The organism is Paraburkholderia sp. JHI869 (genome assembly GCF_038900775.1).
In the GTDB taxonomy this organism is placed as follows: Bacteria; Pseudomonadota; Gammaproteobacteria; order Burkholderiales; family Burkholderiaceae; genus Paraburkholderia.
The window spans coordinates 16,537-38,467 of sequence record NZ_JAYMSC010000005.1; the positions used below are offsets into that span (position 1 = coordinate 16,537).

9 protein-coding genes are annotated in these 21,931 nt (G+C 57.8%); 5 read left to right on the forward strand and 4 right to left on the reverse strand.

Annotation, left to right across the window (positions count from 1 at the left end; all coding sequences use genetic code 11):
• Positions 1–30: 30 nt before the first annotated feature.
• Complete coding sequence (locus tag VSR72_RS11270; RefSeq protein WP_342952455.1) at positions 31–1,119, reverse strand: hydrogenase small subunit; 1,089 nt, start codon at positions 1,117–1,119, stop codon at positions 31–33.
• 1,417 nt (positions 1,120–2,536) lie between these two features.
• Between VSR72_RS11270 and VSR72_RS11275 the strand changes: the two genes are divergently transcribed.
• The 4 genes from VSR72_RS11275 to VSR72_RS11290 all read left to right on the forward strand — a co-directional run bounded on the left by VSR72_RS11275 (position 2,537) and on the right by VSR72_RS11290 (position 13,216).
• Positions 2,537–6,268: an SIR2 family protein gene (locus tag VSR72_RS11275; protein ID WP_342952456.1), complete on the forward strand. Its 3,732-nt coding sequence runs from the start codon at positions 2,537–2,539 to the stop codon at positions 6,266–6,268.
• A 344-nt stretch (positions 6,269–6,612) separates the two neighbouring features.
• Positions 6,613–7,500 (forward strand): hypothetical protein, encoded by an 888-nt coding sequence (locus tag VSR72_RS11280; RefSeq protein ID WP_342952457.1) that lies wholly within the window; start codon positions 6,613–6,615, stop codon positions 7,498–7,500.
• Between the two features lie 636 nt (positions 7,501–8,136).
• Positions 8,137–8,811 (forward strand): DUF2971 domain-containing protein, encoded by a 675-nt coding sequence (locus VSR72_RS11285; protein WP_342952458.1) that lies wholly within the window; start codon positions 8,137–8,139, stop codon positions 8,809–8,811.
• Between the two features lie 364 nt (positions 8,812–9,175).
• A complete protein-coding gene (locus VSR72_RS11290; RefSeq protein ID WP_342952459.1) occupies positions 9,176–13,216 on the forward strand; it encodes a hypothetical protein in 4,041 nt (1,346 codons plus the stop codon).
• Between the two features lie 262 nt (positions 13,217–13,478).
• Here VSR72_RS11290 and VSR72_RS11295 read toward each other — a convergent pair whose 3' ends face one another.
• From VSR72_RS11295 to VSR72_RS11305, 3 genes are all read right to left on the reverse strand, one after another.
• On the reverse strand, positions 13,479–17,783 hold the full coding sequence (locus VSR72_RS11295) for a hypothetical protein (protein WP_342952460.1): 4,305 nt from the start codon (positions 17,781–17,783) through the stop codon (positions 13,479–13,481).
• 200 nt (positions 17,784–17,983) lie between these two features.
• A complete protein-coding gene (locus VSR72_RS11300) occupies positions 17,984–20,308 on the reverse strand; it encodes an AAA family ATPase (RefSeq protein ID WP_342952461.1) in 2,325 nt (774 codons plus the stop codon).
• Positions 20,309–20,684: 376 nt separating this feature from the next.
• Positions 20,685–21,110 carry a hypothetical protein gene (locus VSR72_RS11305; protein WP_342952462.1) on the reverse strand — a complete coding sequence of 142 codons (426 nt, stop codon included), beginning with the start codon at positions 21,108–21,110 and terminating at the stop codon, positions 20,685–20,687.
• A 98-nt stretch (positions 21,111–21,208) separates the two neighbouring features.
• On the opposite strand from VSR72_RS11305, the gene VSR72_RS11310 reads away from it, so the two are divergent.
• A complete protein-coding gene (locus tag VSR72_RS11310; RefSeq protein ID WP_342952463.1) occupies positions 21,209–21,925 on the forward strand; it encodes a hypothetical protein in 717 nt (238 codons plus the stop codon).
• The last annotated feature ends 6 nt before the right edge of the window (positions 21,926–21,931 follow it).

Genomic DNA, 21,931 nt, shown 5'->3' on the forward strand with positions numbered 1-21,931 from the left:
GCGGCGCCCCGGCGCGGGCGCTAGATGCGGCTATCGGCCGTCGCGGTCTTGCCTCGCGTCGTGCTTCGATTTGGCGCGCTGAATCGCCGAAGCGGCCGCATGCGCCGCGGCAGCGGCGCCCACCACGACGGCCGCGGTGCCACCGATTTTGTCGGCGTTCGCTTCGACGCCGAACTGGTTGATCTGGGTGAGCCGGTCGTAGAAGGAGCCCTTGTCCCAGAAGCCGTCCTCGGAGCAGCCGATGCAGCCGTGGCCCGCCTGAATGGGGAAGCTCGTGCCGCCGTTCCAGCGCACGGTCGAGCAGGCGTTGTAGGTCGTCGGGCCCTTGCAGCCGGCCTTGTAGAGGCAGTAGCCGCGCAGTGCCGCATCGTCGTCCCACGACTCGACGAACTGACCCGCGTCGAAATGGGGACGGCGGTAGCACTTGTCGTGAATGCGCTGGCTGTAAAAAATCTTCGGGCGCCCTTGGCGGTCCAGCTCCGGCATGCGGTCGAACGTGAGCATGTAGGTGATCACGCCCGTCATCACCTCGGCGATCGGCGGGCAGCCGGGCACCTTGATGATCGGCTTGTCGGTGATGACCTTGTGGATCGGCACCGCCTGCGTCGGGTTCGGCTTCGCCGCCTGCACGCAGCCCCACGACGCGCACGAGCCCCACGAGATCACGGCCTTCGCGTCGTTCGACACACGGCGCAACTGATCGACGAACGGCTTGCCGCCGATAATGCAGCTCATGCCGTCCTGGTTCAGCGGCGGATTGCCTTCGACCGCGAGGATGTAGTTGCCGCGGTACTTCGTCATCACTTCTTCGAGGATCGCCTCGGCCTGGTGCCCCGCGGAGGCCATCAACAGGTCGTCGTAGTCGAGCGAGATCATCGAGAGCACGACGTCCTTCGCCAGCGGGTGCGCCGAACGGATGAACGACTCCGAGCAGCACGTGCATTCGAGCCCATGCAGCCAGAGCACCGGCGTGCGCGGCTTGGTCTCCATCGCGTGGACGATCTTTTGCATGAATGCGGGCCCGAGACCGAGCGACGTCGCCGTCAGCGAGCAGAATTTGAGGAAGCTGCGGCGCGAAATCCCTTGACGTCGCATGACTTCATAAAACGTTTCGATCACTGTGTGGTTCCTTGATGGCCATCAGGTCGGCGACGCCGACATGCGGTTGCGTCTCGGGGCGCCCCCTGTCGGCGTTTAGCGTTCTGAAACACAAGATTCGTGCCAGCTTCGTGCGCACCCGGTCCAAACCGGCCTCAGACATGGCGTTGATCTAGATCACAAAAGAAACATGCTCCGGCGGCGGTGTGCCACACACCTGTCGCGGCGCCGCGCTCAGGCCGCTCAGATAGCCACGACGCGACCATTCGCGCGCCAAAGTGGCAACGTCGTGACCACCCGCGCGATGCGCGCAATCCGTTGGCGGGAGACAAGCGCGACCACGTATCGCACTGAGAAAGCCTTCTAATCGCGCTGGCCGAAGGCATGGCCCACAAGGTGGAACGGAGGTTGCTTGATCGAACACCTTTCGCCGGCGCGCTATGAAACCCGGACGGCTGGCGACCGATTCGAGCAAGACACGATGGATATTCCGTTGCCTCACACCCCGCACCGCCCGACGTCATTCCCGAAACGCTCCGCCACGCGTGCGAAAATCGGCGTCGTGCTGTCGATGCTCCTCGCGTGTAGTCTCGCCGCGTGGTCGTAGACCCTACTAAAAGTGTCACAACTCCGACGGTAAATGTGTCATCAACAACCGCAACCGTCGCGGGGAAATCAACAAGATTCCGGATGAAATCCGTAGCTTGGCGCCTGCGAACTGAAAGTGTCACCTGAGAAACCGCGGGAACTGTCACCAAGTTGATCCGGCCGCAGTGGTGCCGAAAAGCGCTCCTTTCCTGGCCGCAGGGTAGCGCAATGCGGACTGTTGTTATTGGATGTTGAAGCGATCCGGGGCAAGCCGCCCGACGATCCCCACGCGCATCGCCATGAACACGCGCTGGCGTTATTCGATCGACTCCATGCGCGACTCACAACCGCGCTGGAAACGCTCTCGCACAAACCCGACATCCAGGACTACCCCTGCACCTTTAGAACCATGAGCCCGAGCATTTCCGCCCGCTTGCTCGCATCCTCAGGTGTTGCGCAACAATCAATCCAGAAGTCGGTTCCTTCCACGCGAATCGCATAGGGCGGCACATCGTCACCGCATTTCATCCTGTCGGTAAATGACCACTTGAGCAGAACCTTCCAGGTAGCCAGTCATTTCGACACGACACTCCGGTAGACCTTCGCTACGTGTTCGGTCATTGCAATTAAGATAAGTTTTCTTATCACAATACATCTATTTACACCACAAACTTAGATGTTTGAAAACTAGTCGCATCCGGTCCGCCGCCCCGCCTTCTGCTGACCGGGCCGGTTTTCCCGCCGCCAACCGAAGTCGAGGCGTAAGACTGTCGGATTCCGCATACAATGCCGTATCGAAGCGCCATTTAGGTGTGAGGCTGCGTCAAGCAGAAAGCCAAAGAGAATAAGAATGCAGTTCATAGCAAACGGGCCCAATATCCCGGAACGACTAATTCAGGCCCAGCAGGAAGGCAGACTGGTGTTTTTTTGCGGTGCGGGAATTTCCTACCCGGCCGGTCTCGCAAGTTTCGCGTGGCTCGTAGATGAGTTATACAAGCGTGTTCCGGGCACGCGCACCACGGCGCAACTGAAAGCGCTCGAAGAGAAACGCTTCGACGCGGCACTGGCGCTTCTTGAACGGGACACTTCGCACGGACGGGAGACGGTCAGAAACCATCTGCCCGAGATACTTCGCCCAAACCTGCGTCGACGCGACGCGCTGAAAACCCATCGCGCACTGCTGAATCTCGCCAAAAACAAGGACGATCGAACCCGGCTGATCACGACAAATTTCGATCGGTTGTTTGTCCGCGCCGATCCTCGCGTGCCTCACCTCTCAGCCCCGCATCTGCCGATACCAAAGAACAGCCGGTGGGATGGTGTTGTCTATCTCCATGGACTGATCGACGAGCGCCCCACCCTCCACAATCTGAATCATCTCGTTCTTACCAGCGGCGATTTTGGTCTTGCGTACCTAACCGAGCGTTGGGCGAGCCGCTTCGTATCCGACCTGTTTCAGAAATATACCGTCTGTTTCGCCGGATATAGTGCAGACGATCTCGTGTTACGGTACATGCTGGACGCGTTGTCTGCCGATGAACAGCTCGGTGAAGCCGCTGTAGAGGTGTTCGCGTTTGCGGGAACGACTGCAGAAACAAGGCTCGACGACGAAGCGAGCTGGGAAGCAAAACGCGTTACACCCATTTCCTACGATGCCGCGAATGGTCACGCCGCCTTTCATCAGACGCTCTGGAGTTGGGCATCGACTTACAGGGATGGTCTCAACGGTCGGCGGGGCGTCGCACTTCGAGAGGCAAAACTCACGCCTGCAAAAGTTGACGAATCTGGTAGCGCCGGACGGTTGATGTGGGCCCTCAACGAACCCACAGGTGAGGTGGCGAGGGCATTCGCTACCGCAGAACCTGCACCATCGATCGCATGGCTCGACGCCCTTCTCGAACGCCGGTTCAGCAGGGCCGATCTTCCCTCCTTCGGAATCTCGGCAAGTCAGTTGCCCGAACGCGGCAACGCAGAAGACGATCTGAAATTTAGCCTGCTGTCCCATCCCGCTGCACCGCGCTACGCGCCCTGGACGGGGCTGGTCGGAAGTAACGGGGGACATTTCAATCTCGATAATCCGACAATCTGGCTGGCCGAGTGGCTATGTCGACACCTCGACAAGCGGGAGACAGTTCTTTGGGTTGCGGAGTCTGGCGGAAATCTACATCCGCGATTCGCGCAGATGGTGCGTGACACCCTACATAACGTAACGCTTCCAGACGCTTATCGTCGAATCTGGGAGATCATATCTGCCGGGTTCGCCGCGAGTGACGGCCGGGCTGCTGACTTTAACGACTGGTGCTTCCGTCTGCGCGAAGGGAAAATAGGTACGGTGTCACGATTGCAGTTTCACGCACTACTGGAGCCTCGCGTCAGTTTTCGAGCGCCTTTCCGATTGCCTGAGACGCCTAGGTTTCGCCGCAAGAACGCCAACGCACGTGCTCCGCGGATCCATGAGATTGTCGATTTCGAGCTTCACTTGACCGGCGATCATCCACATGACGCACTGGACAGCCTTGCTCATCGACCGGATTGGCCGGCATTTCTGATAAGCAGTCTTCCACAGTTCACGGAGCTTCTAAAACAGTGCGTTGACATCATGGTCGTACTGGACAGCGCCTCGTCCAGCCATGACCTTTCCATATGGCACCAACCGTCGATCGAGCCTCACCATCAAAACTCCCGCTTTCATGCTTGGACGGCTCTCATTGATCTGTGTCGAAGCGCATGGGCTCTAACCGCGGTGCGCGACCCCGAAGGCGCGCTTCTTGCATTTAACAGATGGAGAGCGATTAACTACATCGTGTTTCGACGGCTCGCACTTCACGCGGCGGCAACTAGCGAGGTGATATCGGCCGATGTCCGGCTTAAAATGCTTCTCGATGAAAAAACCTTCTGGTCCGAGGACAGCAAACACGAAGTAATCCAACTGCTCAAACGCGTCTCACTGGAGTTGCACAGGAAGGATAGACCTGTGCTGGTCGGGTTCATTTTGAAGGGCCCTCCCCGCAAGCTTTTTCCAGCGCGGATTTCAGCGTCGGATTGGGAATACGTCCGCGATCAGATGATTTGGGCTCGTCTCTCGAAGTGGCGGGAAACGGGCGCGCCCCTGCCTGCATCTGGCTCACGGCTGCTTAAGAAGCTGGAAAGCGCGCATCCGGACTGGATTGCCATCGACAGTGAGAGACGCGAGTTCACAAACTGGAGAAGTAGTGGCCTCAATGAGCTACGGCGGATCGCACAACTTCCACGCGATGTAGACAAACTGATCGAAGTGCTTTCGAGGCGCAAGGTAACCCTGTTTGCCACTGACGACTGGGGCGACATCTGCGCGAATGAGCCTGCATTGGCCAAGGCGGCACTCATTGAGATGGCGAGCAGAGGCATGTGGATCTCGTCCGTCTGGCGCACGGCATTGAATGCTGCTTCAGATCAGCAGTCACCATCGCAGTTGATAACCATCACTGAATTCGGCCACGTCATTGAAACAGCGCCGTCGCAGTTCTTCATAGATACGGCCGCGACACTACCCTGGTGGCTGCGTCAGTCAGCGTCCAACGTAAATTCCGGGAGCCTCGACAGCTTCCTTCGGATCTGCTTGCGCGTCATTGAGTCTGTGGAGTATGTGCCTCTGGAAGAAACCGATGATCCATTCGGGCAGGCGATAAACCATGCCGCCGGCCGCACGGCAGAAGCCGTACTGGGTTACTGGTACAGCACCGGGCCCAAGGTAGAGCAAGGCCTGGAACCCCGAATCATTGCCATTCTGGACAAGATCTGCGGCTCCGCGGCGGAAGGGCTTCGCCCAGGTCTCGTGATCCTTGCTTCGCAATTGTCGTCGCTATATCTGGTCGATCCTAGTTGGTCGAAAGAGAATCTGCTACCTCGTCTTGATTGGGAAGTTTCCCCGTCGACTGCCGCCGCCTGCTGGGAAGGATATCTCACACGACCGCGTATCGATCTGCGACTGTTCAGTGAATTCAAGCGTTCCTTCCTTGAAACCTCCGCGCACTACGCGAATCTGCCGAAGCACGCGGATCAGTATGCGTCGCTTCTGGTCTGGACAGCGATTGAGGTCGCAGGTGATGCCGAGGTCGACGCACTCAAGGTTGCCCTCGGGGCTTTGCCGGGGAAAGGACTTGCCTGTGCCGCGGAGGCGCTCTCTCAAACAGTCGTGAACCGAGGAGACATGCTCACCGATTATCTGGAGCATCGGGTCAAGCGCATATATCCTGGCGCGTGGCCGACGTCTGCCAAAATGAGATCAGACGACGAGGCTCAAGCTATTGCACTTTTCTGCGTACGCACCGGCGATCATTTTGAATCCTGGCAGAAGACGTCACGGCCGTTCCTCTCCCGCATTCGAGTCATATTTCCTATCCTCAAGGAACTCAACGATACCTCCATATGCGAGAACTTTCCCGAGGCGGTGCTTGAGTTTCTGGACAGAATAGTCGCTGATGACGCATACGGCTCGGAAAACCTGAAGCCTTCTCTCGACGCGCTGGAAAAGGCCGCACCTCGCCTCGTGCGACAGCGAAAATTCATCCGCCTGAAAGAGATCACCGAACGACGCCGGTAGACGTCGCATCCGACCTGGGACTGCTGATTCGAATCGCATCGCCGCTGCGCCGAGCCCACGAGTGCAACCCGCTCTAAAGGTTGCCCCGCCCTCGGTCGTTAGACATGAAGGCGATTGTTCTCGTTCATATGCAACTTGCATACGAACGACCAACAGTCACACGGCGCCCCGGTGCGCGCTTGCTAGAAAGTGATGCCAAACTCGGACGATCCGGTCCGCTGGCTACTCTGCATATTGCGAAGTGCTACGCACCACACACGTAGGTCGCGATACCGCACCGGGCATGATCAATACGTATCAGCGCGAATGCGCAGGTGCACAGTCTCAGCCGAATGACGAATCCCATGAAAAAGCTGATCTTTTCACTCCTTGCGGGAATGCCTTCGCTGTCTGTCAACGCGGAGGATTTTGTCTGCCCCGACATGCCGACCTCAGTTACATCAGTCAGTCACGATGTACGCAACGAGATCGAAGCGGCCGCGGGCGCTATAGGCAAGGTGAAGGCAGGCGAGGTAAACGTCAAGACAGATGTGATCACCAGGAATCTCTTTGAAAAATTCCCCAATGTGGACAAAACGCTGTCCATCCAGATCATGTCCGCCACTTATTGCTCGATGCTCAAGAAGAGCAACCTGACGGACCGGGACCGCCTGTCGCGATGGGAGAAGTTCCAGAACGGAATCCTGCATATCGGGAGCGCAGACCAGACGACGCCAAAAAACACGAAGCTGAGCTTCGCCGATCGCCTGCTCCTTGACGAAAATCCAACGAAACTGACGGTCTCGAAAATCGTGCTGGAACAATGGGTAGGGGATTCCGAACCGTACGTCACGCTGCAGATCCAGAACATCTCGAAGCGAACGGCAATCGGCGTCAAACCGTGGCTATCGGCTGAAACACAATTGACGTTCGAGCCGACGCGCACGGCTTCCCTGTTTAGGACGGGCGTATCAATTGACGGTGGCGACATGACGCAATATCCCGTCGCACCCGTTTCCGCGTTCGTTGGCAGGTTGCGGCCGTGCAACGACTGTTCGCTTGTCGGTGTCGGACTTACGCCGTTGCCGCCGGACGATATCATGGCAGCGGCGTGCCAAGCGTCGGATGACAACGAGCGGTGCGCAGAGGGCCTTCTCGCAATCCCGTTCGGCATCAATCTGCGATACCGGAGCATCTTCGACCAGTCCCAGACGCAGTTCTTCGCAGCCTTCGCGTATTTCAAGATCCTCTGACGCGCGCTCGATGCACGCGTCAGACTACCAGATTGATCGGCATGTCCCAGCAGCAAGGTAATCGCACGTTGGCAGCCGCTTCGAACCCAGCGCAAACTGGCCGACCGTACCCCGCCTGATTGCATTGGCGGAGCGCTATCGGATCCCCGATTAGACGCAGCTTGGGCGCAGTTCGGACCGGATGATCAATGTCAGCCTCGAAACCGCCGCACAGCTGCACCGGCTCAGCAACGATGATCACAACTCGCTCAGCAGCCCGGTGAGGGACCTGTGCAGCCGGCTACCAAGTTCAGACGGCAAAAGAAGGGACGTCGATAGGCGCCATTGTCGTAGAGCACATTAGTGTCAACTTTGCGAGATTAAATGTACTTCCAGTCGGCCCACATCAATTGGTATCGTTATGGCTACATCCTCATGGCGCTCGGCCTAGTCCTACTAGGGAGTGCGTGAACCCGCCATGGATTCGTCTGCTTGCTCAACAGATTTGAGGTTCCTTGCTCGATACACCTGGATCCGTTGCAGAGGCGCAGTCTTGATAATGCCGACGTCGCGAGGGCCGAATCGTGCATTTCGCACCGTCCACCGGACTCGCTTGTTGCGAAGTATCATTGTTAACTCCGGCATCACAAACCACCAATGCGCTTTTACCACTACACGAAAGCTCGTTACGCCCTGGAAACCTTACGCACTGGGCACCTGAAGGTCGCCACCCTCAAGAATCTAAACGATCCGTTTGAATTGCTTTCGTTATCGTTCAAAACGAAAGAAGAGCGAAAGATTCAGCGGAAATTGAAAGATTTCCTTGAGGACAAGGTCGGCCTGTTGTGCCTCAGTAAGTCGGGGCGTGAGCCGGTCATGTGGAGTCACTACGCTGATTGCCATCGGGGCATGGTTCTAGCGTTCGACAGCGGTCCTAATGACATTCATGAAGTCACATATCGAAAGACGCGTAAGCCATACGAACTCGATTTAACTCGCGGCGCAGCCGATCAACTTCAGCCCTTGCTGTTTGAAACACTGACGACCAAATCAAGCTCTTGGTCCTACGAGCAAGAGTGGCGAAAGCTCATTTTTGCGAAAGATTGGATTATGAAAGATTTGCCCAATAGGGAGGGCAGCGCGCCGGTTAGCGCGCCCTTCTATGATTTCCGGAAAGATATGAAACTCGTAGACATAATTTTGGGCCCCGACTGCGCGACGACCGTTGATGCGGTAGACGCCGCTTTAGCGAGCGGCGGGTTGTCAGCAAACGTCTCCAAAGCACGTCGAGCATTCAAAGCCTTCGAAGTGGTTCGAGATAAGCGGACGTAAGACAGATGGTGGACTTATTATTTTTTATTCCATGTCGTGATATATCGCCTCAGCGCCGCAACGTCGCAGGCTTCAATATCGCCGCTATTCTTCACGAAGCGGAAATTCGTTAACCCGTACTTGATAAACCTCATCCTGCCCCTCCTGATGTTACTTGTTTGTGCGCGCAACCGATCTTTGTGCACCCCATTGAGATAATAATAGAACGTCTCGACGGGCAACCCGCGCTGGAGTCCGCCCGCACCAGTTGCTTGACGCTGCGAAGCCTTGGAAAAACGAGATGCATCTAACACCCGTCTCAAGCACCTGTCGCGTCTCCCGGTGAACACCAACGCCGTCATTTCACCTCGTGAACCGCTCGCCCATGAATGACCGTCAAGTTTTGCAAGTGTTCCCGCCAGCGGAACGCGACTCTGCGCCCACAGAGCTTGGTTTCGCATCTCTCGACCCGGCTCGCAACATTGTTCTCCTCGGCGACCCTGGCGCCGGAAAGACCCATCTTTTCAAAACGGCTGCCGCGGCGGTCGGTGGCCGCTATCTGACGGTACGTTCTTTCCTGAACGCGCCGCCCAACTGGGGAGAGGCCACTATCTTCATTGATGCACTTGACGAGAAACGCTCGGCGCGTAGCGACGACAGTGTCATCGACGCGATAGTGCAGAAGCTGTTCACGAATCCACCTGCCAAGGTGCGCATTTCGTGCCGCGCGCAGGATTGGCTCGGCGAATCCGATCTTGAGGCCTTTCGGACGTATTTTGACGACAACGGCGGCGTAACCGTCGTCAGCCTCTCGCCTCTGACGAATCATGAGGAGCGTGAAGTGCTGGTTGAGCACGGAATGCACGCCTCGGAAATCGACGGGTTTCTTGAAGACGTCGATGAAAATGGCCTTGGCGAGTTCAAGAAAAATCCCCAGGACCTGAAGATGCTGGCGACAGCCGTCGCGGGAGGCCAGTGGCCTGCGACGCGTGCGGATCTATTCAGGAAGTCCACGCAACTCTGGCTGGCCGAACAAAATCGCGAACATTTGCGCCGGAGTGAGCATCCAGCGGAGGTGATCCGTGCCACGGCGGGAGCACTTTGCGCATTGCGCCTCATTGGCGATATCGACGGGTTCGCCCTGGACCCCAGCGGTCGCGACCCCGCGTACCCGAGCGCGGCCGATATACCTTTTTTGGACGCTCTTGTTGTCGACGCGACTCTTCAACGCCGCGTCTTTAACTCCGTCCCCGGGATTGCGGCGGTTGACTATTCGCACCGTACGACGGCGGAATTTCTGGCTGCTGAATGGCTGGCCTCGCAACTTGACAGAGGCCTGTCGTTCCGGCGACTCAGCGCGCTACTTGGCCAAAGTGGCCATCCGGCATCCGAGCTTCGTGGCTTGCACGCCTGGCTTGCAGTTCTTGCCCCGAAGTTCGCCGAGCAACTCATTGTGGCGGACCCTTACGGCATCCTGTCGTACGGCGACCCGGCCTCGCTCTCGCCTACTTTGCGCCTTCGCCTGCTGCGAGCACTTTCGGACCTTTCGGTGCAAGATCCATGGTTCCGGCATGGGAGCGGGAATCAGCGAACTGAGCGGCTTGCCGGCATGTCAGGTCCGGAAATGACCGCCGAGTATCGCTCAATCCTTCGTTCTCGAACGCCAAATCGGCCGATGCGCATGCTCGTTCTCGAAGCGCTGGCGGTCGGCACACCGGATCTCACGCTCAAGGACGATATTGCTGCTGTTCTGACGAACGCGGATGCACTCCAACTGGAGCGGGAGCATGCACTGGAGGCGCTCCTGAAGTCGGGTAGCGATGGTGCGGCGGCCATTCTGTTCGCGTACAGACATGATTTGGGATGGTCCGCGCCTGACCTTCAGCTCCGGGCCGAGGCGATTGTGAAAGCATACGGGGCCTTGTTCGGTCCGGCCGACGTGGTTGAGCTGCTGGAAGCAGTTGAAAGCTGCGACGAGAAGGTTAGTAAGCGCCTCTACCTGTGGAGCCTGTCGGACGCCGTTCCGGCGTCCGACATTCCTGCCGTCCTTGACAATGTAAGGGAAACTACTGAAGCCGATTTGTCGGATCCTTTGCCTGGCAACGAATCTGCAGTTTCACACGTGATGAGCCGTATGCTGACCAAGCTTTTCAAAAGCAACCAGCAAAATGCGGCCCGTAGCCTGTGGAAATGGTTGGACCGGCTCACTGACGAGAGAGGATCATTGACGAGCTACACGGCGCTACAAAGGGCCTTGTCTTCGAGGAAGAGCGACGTTCTGGCTGCAGTCAAGGAAGGCCTCCGACAGTTGCCGCCTGATACGAATTGGTATCGGTTCTTCCAGCGCCTGCAAGCGAAAACAGCACGGACAATTGATAACCTCGAGTTTCTCGACTTGTTTGCAAGTTTCCTCGAGTCGGCGTCGCCTGAAGACACGTGTGTGCCGGTCGTGTATGACCTCGCGATATGGTTGCTGTACGAACAAACGTTGGAGCGCCCTGCCCTCTTTGAATCTCTGTACGACTTTGGCGAGCATGAAAGCCTTCGAGCCCGAAGGGACTTAATGCTGGTATCCGAAATCCCCGACTGGAGGGTTGAAGATGCCCGGCGAAAGCGCCAGGAACAAGCCAATGCAGATACGGCCAGAGCGACTTTGATTATGAACTTCGCACGGCATGAGGATGCGATCCGCAGCGGTTCCGCACTCGGCTGGGCCGGCTGGGCGGCTGAGGTGTACCTGGGCAGACGGGCAGACGTAGACCAGCGATTGTCACCTCGCGATCGCGTTGCGAAGTTTCTCGGCGTGCGCTTCGCCGAGTCGGCTTTGACCGGCATGCTTGCTTCGCTTGAGCGGACGGACATTCCAGACGTAGTTACCATTGGCGAAGCTTCGGGGAGTGGAGGCATTCCGCGCTGGTGGCTGGCACTTGTGGCCGCGCTCGACGAGCGTTGGGCGCGACAACCAAGCATCGAAGGCCTTTCGGATCCATTGCTTGAGGCAGCGTTAGCAATTGATCTTGTCAGTCCAACCAGCGAGCGCGACGGCAATACATCGCGCCGTAAAACCTTCGAATGGAAGGCCACGCTGCTGGCTGAAAGACGCACGCTCGCACGCGACGTCTATTTGCAAGTCACCCGGAACGACCTCAACGCGCGACGTGAAAGCGTTCAAGCGCTCAGTGAACTGCTAACAATGGACGCCTTCGCCTGGTGTCGTACTTCCGTGGCAATGGAAGTGTTGCGCGGATATCCAAACCTGCCGCGTCATCATCTGAGCCAGTTGATGGAAGTCCTGCTCGCCGACAGTTCGGTGCGGGACGATTTTGCGAAACTCACCAAAATCCACTTTATGAAAGGTGTTTTGCAACCGCACGCCCACCCCTACTGGCGGGTGGCGGCCTTTCTATCTCAACCAGACCAGTGGGCGTCAGATTTCCTCGAGGCGGCAAAGGCTGATTGCAATCTGCTCTGGACGCTTAGAGATTTTGGGATAACCGGGAAAAGCTCGCACCGCGCACTGCCAACGTCAATGCTTGAGCGCATTGTGGTCGTCACAGCGAACCGTTTCCCGGATAGCCCTCATCCGGAGGGTGGATGGTCAGGAGATCGCAACCCATGGGACGGCGCAGAATTCGTGAAAAGACTGGTCAACGTGATTGCCCTGGACACCAGCGCGGAAGCGATGGGCGCACTTGACCGTCTTGCCGACGCTGATGTGCTGAAAACATATCGAGATTACCTCCTTCATGCCGCAGCCGAGCAGCGGATGCGTAGGCGAGACGCAGAATATCAACAGCCAGACGGGGCGCAGACCGTAGCGGCCCTCGCGAACGGTGCGCCCGCAAACATTTCAGATTTCCACGGCCTGCTCGTCGACACGCTGCTTGATATCGGAGATCGCATCGCAAATGCCAACAGCAATATCTACAAGCGCTTCTGGAACGAGGACCGCTATGGCAAGACTCTGAATCCAAAGCCAGAGGAAAGTGGACGAGACATCTTGATTGACCTTCTTCGCGAGCGCCTCGTCTCAAAGGACATTTCGGTAGAACCCGAAGGTCGCATGGTGCACGGCAAGCGAGCAGACATCATCGCGTCGTGGCGCCAGCTCAAGGTTCCGGTCGAAATTAAGCGGAACTACCACGCAGACGTCTGGAGTGCGCCAATGTCGCAACTGGACCAGCTATACACGCGCGACCCAGACGTCTCAGGATACGGCATTTACACCGTCTTCTGGTTTGGTAATCTAGACGGTAGGCCTATGCCGAGGCACCCGGAAGGTCGTACTCGCCCCAGTTCCGCTTCGGAGATGGCGGGTCAGCTTACCGAACTGCTACCAGAGGATAGGCGCCCGCAGATTGCGATTGTCGTAGTTGATACGAGCGGCGGGACCCGCGGGATTGTCGACGCGGAGTCGCCTCATTAAAGGCTACGGCAATCGACGAGACCGAGGGGTACCGTCACGCCCATGGCACATGAGTCGCGCTTTGCGCGCCCTTTCAAGTCGGCGTAGTCGAACCACGTAACGGGCTCAGTGTCGTGTCTGGCGCCAGCCCGGATCGCACTTCAAATTTCCGGAACCCGGTACCTTCGGGCTTTGTGCCCGGAGGGCCGTGGGGAAATCAAAAAGCAGACACGCGACGTTCGACAAACGCGCCCAAGCCCGGCGCAGTTTCCTTCACTTGAGCTTAGTCCGTGTTCCGGCCGGCCTCGCCAGCAAGACCGCGGAGCATGTCCCGAAGGCTCGCGTGCAGCCGTACGGAAACCCCACCTTCAGCGGCGAGTAATATCGCAGCCACGGTTGAAAGCTCGTTAGCGTCGACGGCCAGCGCGTCCTGGATTGCAGGTACTATCGACCGCGGATTACGAATTGCAAATCGGTTCTCGATAGCCCGTTGCCACGCTGCGCGTGCCCATGGCACGAGCCGCGGGACAAGATGAGATGAAAACGTAGACCGATGTGTAACCTGAACAAAGCGCAGGGTAACGGCATAGAGCTGTTCCGGCGAGAGAAACTCGTGTGCGAAGATGGTGTGAATCGCACTGCAGATAAACACGTTCACGCTCTCGTCCACCCCGCCACCGCTCAACATGAGGGCAAGGAGCTTCCTTCCCTGCTCTCCACCGAGATGCTCCGCGAGACCGGCATTTAACGCAACCAAGCTATCGCGCTGCCTGTTCATTGCCGCGAACATCCCAAACGCGATGATTGCGCGTTCAATCTGCTGCTGAATTAGGGGCGCGCCAAGTTGCGACGCACTGGCCGATGAGACCAATCCATACGGTGGTTGAATAACGCCGCTCTCGCGAAGCTCCGCTAGATTCTCTGCCAGATAAACAAGGGAATTTGTCCAAGGGTGGAACTGTTCCGCAAAGCCGACCGCATCGAGTTGCGACGTTGCGAGCGCGACGAGTTCCTGCCGTGCCATAACCTCCATGCCCGGCATGCTCTTCCCATTCAGTCGTCGAGCGAGATTTGTATTCGCTGTCGCCACGCCCAAATGCTGCCCTTCCGTCACGGCCTGCATGTACCACGCCACGTCGATGCTTGCGCAAGGCTGATCTCTGATGGACTCGGTCGGATCCGGGTTGCTACACATTCCAGCGATCATCGCAGGGGGCTCGCCGTCGACCTCAAGCGTACGCCCTGTGACCTGTCCAAACATCCACAGCAAGCCGTGGCGCACGACTCTCCGGCAGTAGGCGGCTTTTGTTGAGCCGTCTCCGTCGAGTGTGGCAAGTGACTGAAGTACTTCGCCGTAGATAGTCACCGCACGAGAACGCTCGCCCGCCTGATAGGTTGCGAGTGCCTCGTCAGCGCGAAGGCCGATCGCCATTGGCCGCATGGCATTGCTGGAAGCCGCGAATGCCGCTTCGCGAGCCCGGCCAAACCACTCGCTTGCAGCGAGCCAGTCTCCAGTTTGGGCTGCGCTGATTCCCATCTCCCGGCACAGGTATGCACGTTCGACCGGGTCACCCAAAGCGAATTCCAAGGCTCCCTTGCCAAATGACTCGAGTGCGCTCAAGTGCCGTTTATGCCGGAAATGAATTTTGGCTCGTGCGCGCGATATAACAGGGTCGTTCCCGAGCGCCTCCTCTGCCCGGGCCAATGCGTCAAGTGCAGCGTCCTCCTGAGACCCGTAGTCGTCAAACACGATTGCCTGAGCGACGTAGCAACGCAGAGCCAGCTCGCGGTAGCCCCAGCGAAGCGCTTGGTCGGCCATGCCCGAGTACGCCTCAGCTGCACGGGCCCAGTCCAGCGAATTGTTCTTCACTTCGGCAAGCCAGGATGCGTTGACCAAAAGGCCGTAACCGCTCGCCATTTGCGACGCTTGCTCGAGGTACTGCGCTCGATTTGTCGAGTCTAGTGCGTCGAGCGCGGCAAACAGGCGAACCTGGTCCCTGACCGTCTTCACGTTCGTTGCGTGCGTGAGAAAGAGGCTGCCAATCAGGGATACTTTCCCTCCGTTTAGCTGCGGCGCCGATGCCTCCATCTTTGCGACAAGCGCTCTCCACTGCGCCGAAGATTGGTTCAGTTGATTGAGCCGCCTGAGCAGGCTGAACCAATCCGGCAACATTTGTGCGAGCGTCGGGCTGATGAGTACCTTAAACAGGACTATGTACTCGAGGCTGTCGCCCAGCCCAAGTCGCTCGACGACGCGCTGCAGCTCTCCGTCAAGTGCGTGCCATACATCGCGCACTGCCTTTGCGTCATTCGTTTGGCCGATGAGGAGCAACTGCGCGAACCTGAGCGTCGCCGAGAGTTTGGCATCGTCGGAAAATGCTGGAAAATTCGTTGGCACCCCTCTCAAACTCGGCATCCAGGCTGCGAGGCGCCTATAATCCTTCTCCTTGCTCCCAATGACCAACATTGCTATTTTTAGCAATTCTGCGTCCAGCTTTCCCTCGAGGGCATACAGAAACACCGCGTCCGCCTGACGAACATCGAGACTGTTGCCGTCGAGCAGCTGACCGACTGCAGCGCGACGCACAGACACCTGCTCATCAGGAATCAAGGCGTCCCGCCCGAGATTGGCGACAAGAGGCGAATTGCGCAGCTGCCCATTGGCGAGTGCGTCAATCCAGGGGCCGACCAGCGTGTCCAGGCGCTCTCCGGGCATATCAACCTGAGGTGCAATAGCGGCCAGGTGTAGCACCAATGAGCGCGAGAAGCGTCCGATGAGCAGGCTCGCACGGTAGAGCAACCTGCGAGGTTCGTCCTGGAGCACCTCCATCAGGCGCCGTCGCACCGCGCGGCGCGTGGCTTCGACGTCTGGGTTTCCCGCTGTGACCATAGCGAGGGTGGCAAGCTCTGCCGTCGGCCAGCCGCGAGACCGAAGGCCGGCAAGCAACGCCCGAACGAGCTGCGGATGACCCATACCACCATATACATAGACGGGGGACTTCCAGGTGTCCTGGTCTCCACCAGCGGCGGCTACAAGCTCGCCGACTTCTTCCTCGTCCAGATTCGGTACCTCGATGACCGCTTCGGTGCCCGCACTCAACCTGTCAAGCAGGCCAGTCGACGGCGCACGGTAGCTTGTTACCAGGCATGGAGCCTCTCGGCGACCTAGGGCGCGAATCAACCGCTCAAGCGCCTGCGCGACGGCGTGATTCTCCGTATCGTTAAGGTCATCAAGTATCAGGCCGGCCGGAGGCAGTTCCGATAGCTGGCCGAGCGCACTCTGCAACCGGCGTGCGCACTCGCTCGCCGAGGTATCACGGAGGTCGAGCACATACCACGGTTTGGCAGTGGAGCGGGCAATCAGCCTTGCCACCAAGGTCTTTCCTACCCCGGTACCCCCGGTGAGAAAGAGTAGTTTCCCGTCTTGAAGTCTTTTGCGCGCCTCATCGACCAGCCGCCGGCGCAAGGTTATTCCATTCGGCATCGAAAGCTCAGTCTCAGCCTCCAGTAGCCCTTGAGACGGCAGCTCAGAACAGATAGCACCGGACAATGTGCCTGACAGCTGTTGCATCATGGCGTTGAGGGTCGCCTTGGGGACCGAGACTCGTGTGTGCTGCTCGCAAACTTCGAGCAGGTCCGCGCGAGTCAGGCGGCGCGGCAACGGCCCGACTACCGTGTCGAGGGTCTTCGCGATGACTATCGCGGGAAGCGCGCGAGACTCACTCGGCGCAATCTGGAAGCGCTCCGATCCGAACTCGACAAGCAGCGATTCAAGGTCAGCCTTAAGTTCTCCGAGCTCCGGGCGACCACAGTCCCAGTGAATTCTCCGCAGAAGGTCTTCACGCAGCTTTTCGTCGTTGCGTGCTTCAATGTACTTCTTGACTCGCTCTGAGAGATCGGCCCTTTCCAACGCGGCGCGCAGTGGCGCAACATCAGCACCTGCTGCTGCGCGGCGCCAATACAACAATACGCTTTCCCCCTCTATACGGTCTTCCACGCTCCGCTCACGCCCAATCTCGGAAGTAGACAGAAACCGGAACACCACGTCAAAGCTCGAATTGCGCTCGACAAGGTCCACAAATGCGTCTATCGCATCACGCACATCCTCGCTGTTGATCGTCACGGAGCCGGATTGAGCAGTGTCCTTGACCTGGACGCCCTGGAGTACCTCGTTTGCAAGAGTTGCATAGTCCTCGGCTACCTCGAGGTATAGCTGCTGACCTTGCCTAAGGTCCATCCACGCCAGTGCACTTGCGTAGAGCTGGTAAACGTAGCCGCGAAGCGATGCAATCGCTTGCCGCTTCGGGTCTCCCGCCGGGTCATCGGTCAGGCGCGGTCCTGCGGAATATTGGTAACTCATGGCACCCCAAAACGAACGATTCACGGCGAGGGCTATCGCGCCCGCCTGGCCCCTCGACATCTCACGCTCACCAGACTGCCCGGATAAAGCAAGCGATAGCTCGTGCGATGCGCAGTGTGCCGCAATTATTTCGCAATTTTCCATCCCTTTCAGTATGCCGGCAACGAAAGATTGTTGGCGCTCCGGCCTATCTGCGCTGCCGGTATACTTGATCTCTTCGCTGGTCATCGCCCCTTGTTGCGCAGCGGCCGTGCATCGCTGCACCAGGTACGAGGCGGCATCTGCTACCTGCAACGGAAGTAATGTAGTTGCCAAAGCAACAGTTGTCGCGCTGCTGTACGGCTTCGAAGCCGGCTCAACGCTACGTAGGTGTTTTAATTTGCTCGCCCTACTAGGCGTCCAGCCCGAAGACTTAGCGCAGAGGCCAGCTAGACAATCTTTGCCATCGCCTCGTAGTGAGGCTTATCGTTCGCCTCAATCAGCGCAAGCAAATCAGAGAGAACAGAGGGCGCCTCGGACAGAACCGAAAGATCGTGCTCAGGCTCGGAAATCTGCTCCATATGCGAATGGGTATGCAAGAATCGAACGATTCGCGCCTTCGCAGCCGGGTCCCCCGCCAGCTCTTCCATCTGCTGCGCAAGATTTCCTGCCTTACCTGGGACACGGAAGGCGAGAAACGACTCCAGGAGGCGTCGAGCAATATTGGGCAGCCCATACACCTCAGCAAGGGATTGTGGCGATGCCGCCTCCGAACCCTCCTTCACGCAGCGAAAGAGATAGTGGTACTCGGATTCATACTCGTGCAGTAGCGGATCTAGCGTTCGGAGATACGCATTCCTTTGACCGTCAAGGATCCGCATCGCGAGCATGTAGAAGTGCGCATTTTTTGACTGTACGGGGTCGTACGGCCTGTTCCGCAAGCCACCTGCAAAGTTGAACCAGTTCTTAACCTGTCGAAAAAAGCCGAAGTTGTGCGTAAGCACAAAGATCTGCGCCGCATCTTTCGTTCTATCTCTCATGTAGCCAAACGCACAATACAGCGAGTTCGCGTCAAGACTCGACACGGGGTCATCAATCACTACGATGCCCTTATTCGTGTCGAAATCCGCGTCCCGCAGCGTCTTCAGGAAGTAGATGAATGCAATCGCCGTACGCTCTCCATCGCTCAGATGCATCGCAGGTTGGCTGCCGCGCATGATCGTGTAGCCATTGTCCTTAGGCTCAAAGCGAAGTTCGTCCCGACCGAGGTACGCGGCCATTTCCCGGTTCAACTCGGTAGCTGGCTTCAGGTGTTGCCTGATTTGGCGCTTCAACTCTGCGATCTGGCCGCTGATCGGATTCAGTTTGTCCTGCACCTGCTTTTTGGCATCCGCGAGGTCGCCAAGCTCCTTGTTCCGGGTCGACCACTCCGGCAGGGCCTTCGCTCCTTCGTCGATTTCCAGCTGAGACCGAGCTGCCTTGGCGGACCTCTCGAAATTATCCGTGTACTCATTGTGTGCCTGCACGAGTCGAACGATGGTTGCGACGGCCGTCAGTCCGGACGCGGTACCGACAGCGTTGATGCCGGTTAGGACGATTCCGAGAATTTTCAGCAGCGTCGAATCGCTTTCGAACTCAAAAGCGGGCAAGTACTTCTGAACTTCAAGCACCGAGAACGGCTCGCTCATCTTCGCCTCAATCGCGCGCTTCAACCCATCTAGAAAGGTCTCAATGAACGCAGACTGACTCCTTAGCGTTGCTATGGCCTTGTCGAACTCCACCTGAAGATGCGGGTAAAGTGCTGAGCGCTCAGGAATCTCACGGGTTCGGGACTGTGCGCGAAGCGATTCGACAGAAGCGAGGTGCTTGCGCAACCGATCCTGTTGTACCTTGAAGTGGTCGTTGAAGTGCGCCTCGAGAGCGCCAAGCCTTGTTGGGTCGATTTCCTGCTTGCAGAAGTGACAATGTGTCTCTCCGTTAGCGTGCAGGTGGAGGCCTCGTTCTACCCAACCAGCAACGTCAGGTGCATCGACCAGCTCTTGAATGGTGCTCGCTACGACGGTCTTCTTTAGCTCTTCGCCAACAGCTGCAGTGAGCTTGGAAAAATCGACATTGCCGAACGACGGCATTGGTAGCAATGCCATTGGTTGTCCGGACAATGCTCCCTCCAGGCGCTTTCTCTCGGCTCGGTCAAGCAACGTAGGTGGCACCTCCGCTGAGGAAAGACGCTCCATCAACGCTTTGAACTTCGGCGCTTCGTAGTTGTTGAACCGAGGGTCACCCATGAGCAGCGTGCGGATGATCCGGGCCTGGTTAGTACAAAACGAGTTCAAATCTCCCGTCGCTGTGGTCGTCCGCTTTTCGACTGCAGTCGACTCAACGGTCAGGTCCTCTTGCTCCTTTTGCAGCTCGTTGACCTTCTTTTGCTTCTCCGCACTATCTTCACCGATATAGAAGACCGGTGGCAACGTTTGCCCCGGCATCTCGAAGACGCTTCGATCCACAAAGTCTCTGTTGAAGACACGGATTGCCGGAAGGGCCTTGGTCGCGAAGTCGGCGCCGGTCACGATCTGGCCATCAACCACCAGTTCAACTACGGCAGCATCCGGTGTGGTCTTTCGTTGCAGCGCTCTGAACAGAGTCGAGAGCGAAGTCTTCCCCGCACCGTTCCAGCCGTAAATCAGGTTGTACCTGCCAAAGTCCGGCAGTGTGCCCCATTCGAAGTCCCGAAAAATCCGATAACCCCGGAGCTTTTTGATTCGCTGAATTGTCACCTTGGTCTCCAACTTCTAACTTATTGTGTCTTCGGGAAGCCATGCTTCCGGCACTTGATATGGCAGCATTACAACCAACCGGAGTATCTGCCTTTATGCTCCATGGCTCGGCGTTCAAAATCGCTTGCCCGAGCGCCGCACGTCGAGTCACCGCGAGGCACTTCTTTGAGCCCAACCCGGCTCATCTGCTCCGCGTAAGCGGGATCAGCTCATCGATCGACTGCCGCGATCTTAGCGCGGCGCACCGATGGGTGCGGGATAATGTCACATCATTTCGGGGGTACGGAATTTCGAGCGCCTTGACGACGACGAGCCCGCACTCGTGCTCGTGCCCGTGCTGCGTCAAACGCATGGTATTGTGCCGCACGTTATCGCACTATCCGCGGCGTTTCGCTACACCGACCCGCGCCACTTGGCGGCCGTTTCGCTGCACCTTACGCGGGCACTCAGGTTCGAGGACACGCTCCTGACCAGCGCGATCAAGATCGGCAATCATCCACGACCACTTGCTCGACCTCATCAAGATGCCCTGGAATGCGAGCTGCCGCGCCTTCAGGATGAGGTTGCGATACCACAAGCGCTTGATGAGGCGCCGCTGTGCGCGGCTGGGTTTGAACGGGAGCGCCAGACCGTCATCTTCTGCGTCGTCGCCCTTGACGATGATCTTGTAAAGCTTGCCCGAACACAGGCGCCAGATAGGGTCGGCGAGATACCGCGCCAACTCCCCGGAAGTGGCGGCGCATCGTCGGCGCTGACTGGTGTGATTTCCATTCCAATGGTGCGGTTTTGTGATAGTCCGCATGGTATCGCACCATTCCAAACGTACAAAGCCCACCTAGCATACCGTGTCGTCCGGCGGCCGCACCCGCGTGCTACGATCCGGCCGCACAGGAGAATAAGATGAAATTATTTCGCATCATTGCCGAGGGTTCCTTTGTCATCGCCGCGACGTTTCTTGTAACGCTCGTGGTCGCGGTCATGACCATCCATGCTTGGGGTTGGAATTCAGGGAACGTTGCTGCGTGGGTGCAGGCGGTAGGGGCAATCGCCGCGATCATCGGCGCCTACTTCATCGGTGAGCGCCAAGGCAAGACGGCGCTGGCTGCAACACAGAAGGCGCACGAGCTTGCGGAAGAAACGCGGCAAAAAGTGGAGGTGCTGGTAGAGCGGGAGCGGCGGCAGGGAATGTTTGCAGTGATTCGTGCGGCGCATAATCACACGCTGCAAATCAAAGACGCACTGGACGACAAGTGGAACATCAAGATGTACGAGATCTACCACCCCTCAATCATCGACTCGATGATCGAGCTAATGTCGAAGCTCCCGATTCACACACTCGGCTCTGAGCGAGCGATCGCCGCGTTCGTCATTTATAGCGGTCAGTTCACGTTCCTAAAAGGCGCAATGGAAAAGTATTTGGCCGGCGCGCACACGCCCGAGATAAAAAGCGAGCTTGCGCTTCTGAAAGCGAGTGGTTACGACAAGAGCCACGGCGATAATCTGGTCGAGTCTAAGCGCGTCGCGCTTCGGAATAGTGTTGAGACGCACATGTATTGCATCCAAAGGGAGTTCAAGGTCCTTGAGCGAGAAATCAACCTCCTCGACCATCAAAAGTAAAACAGA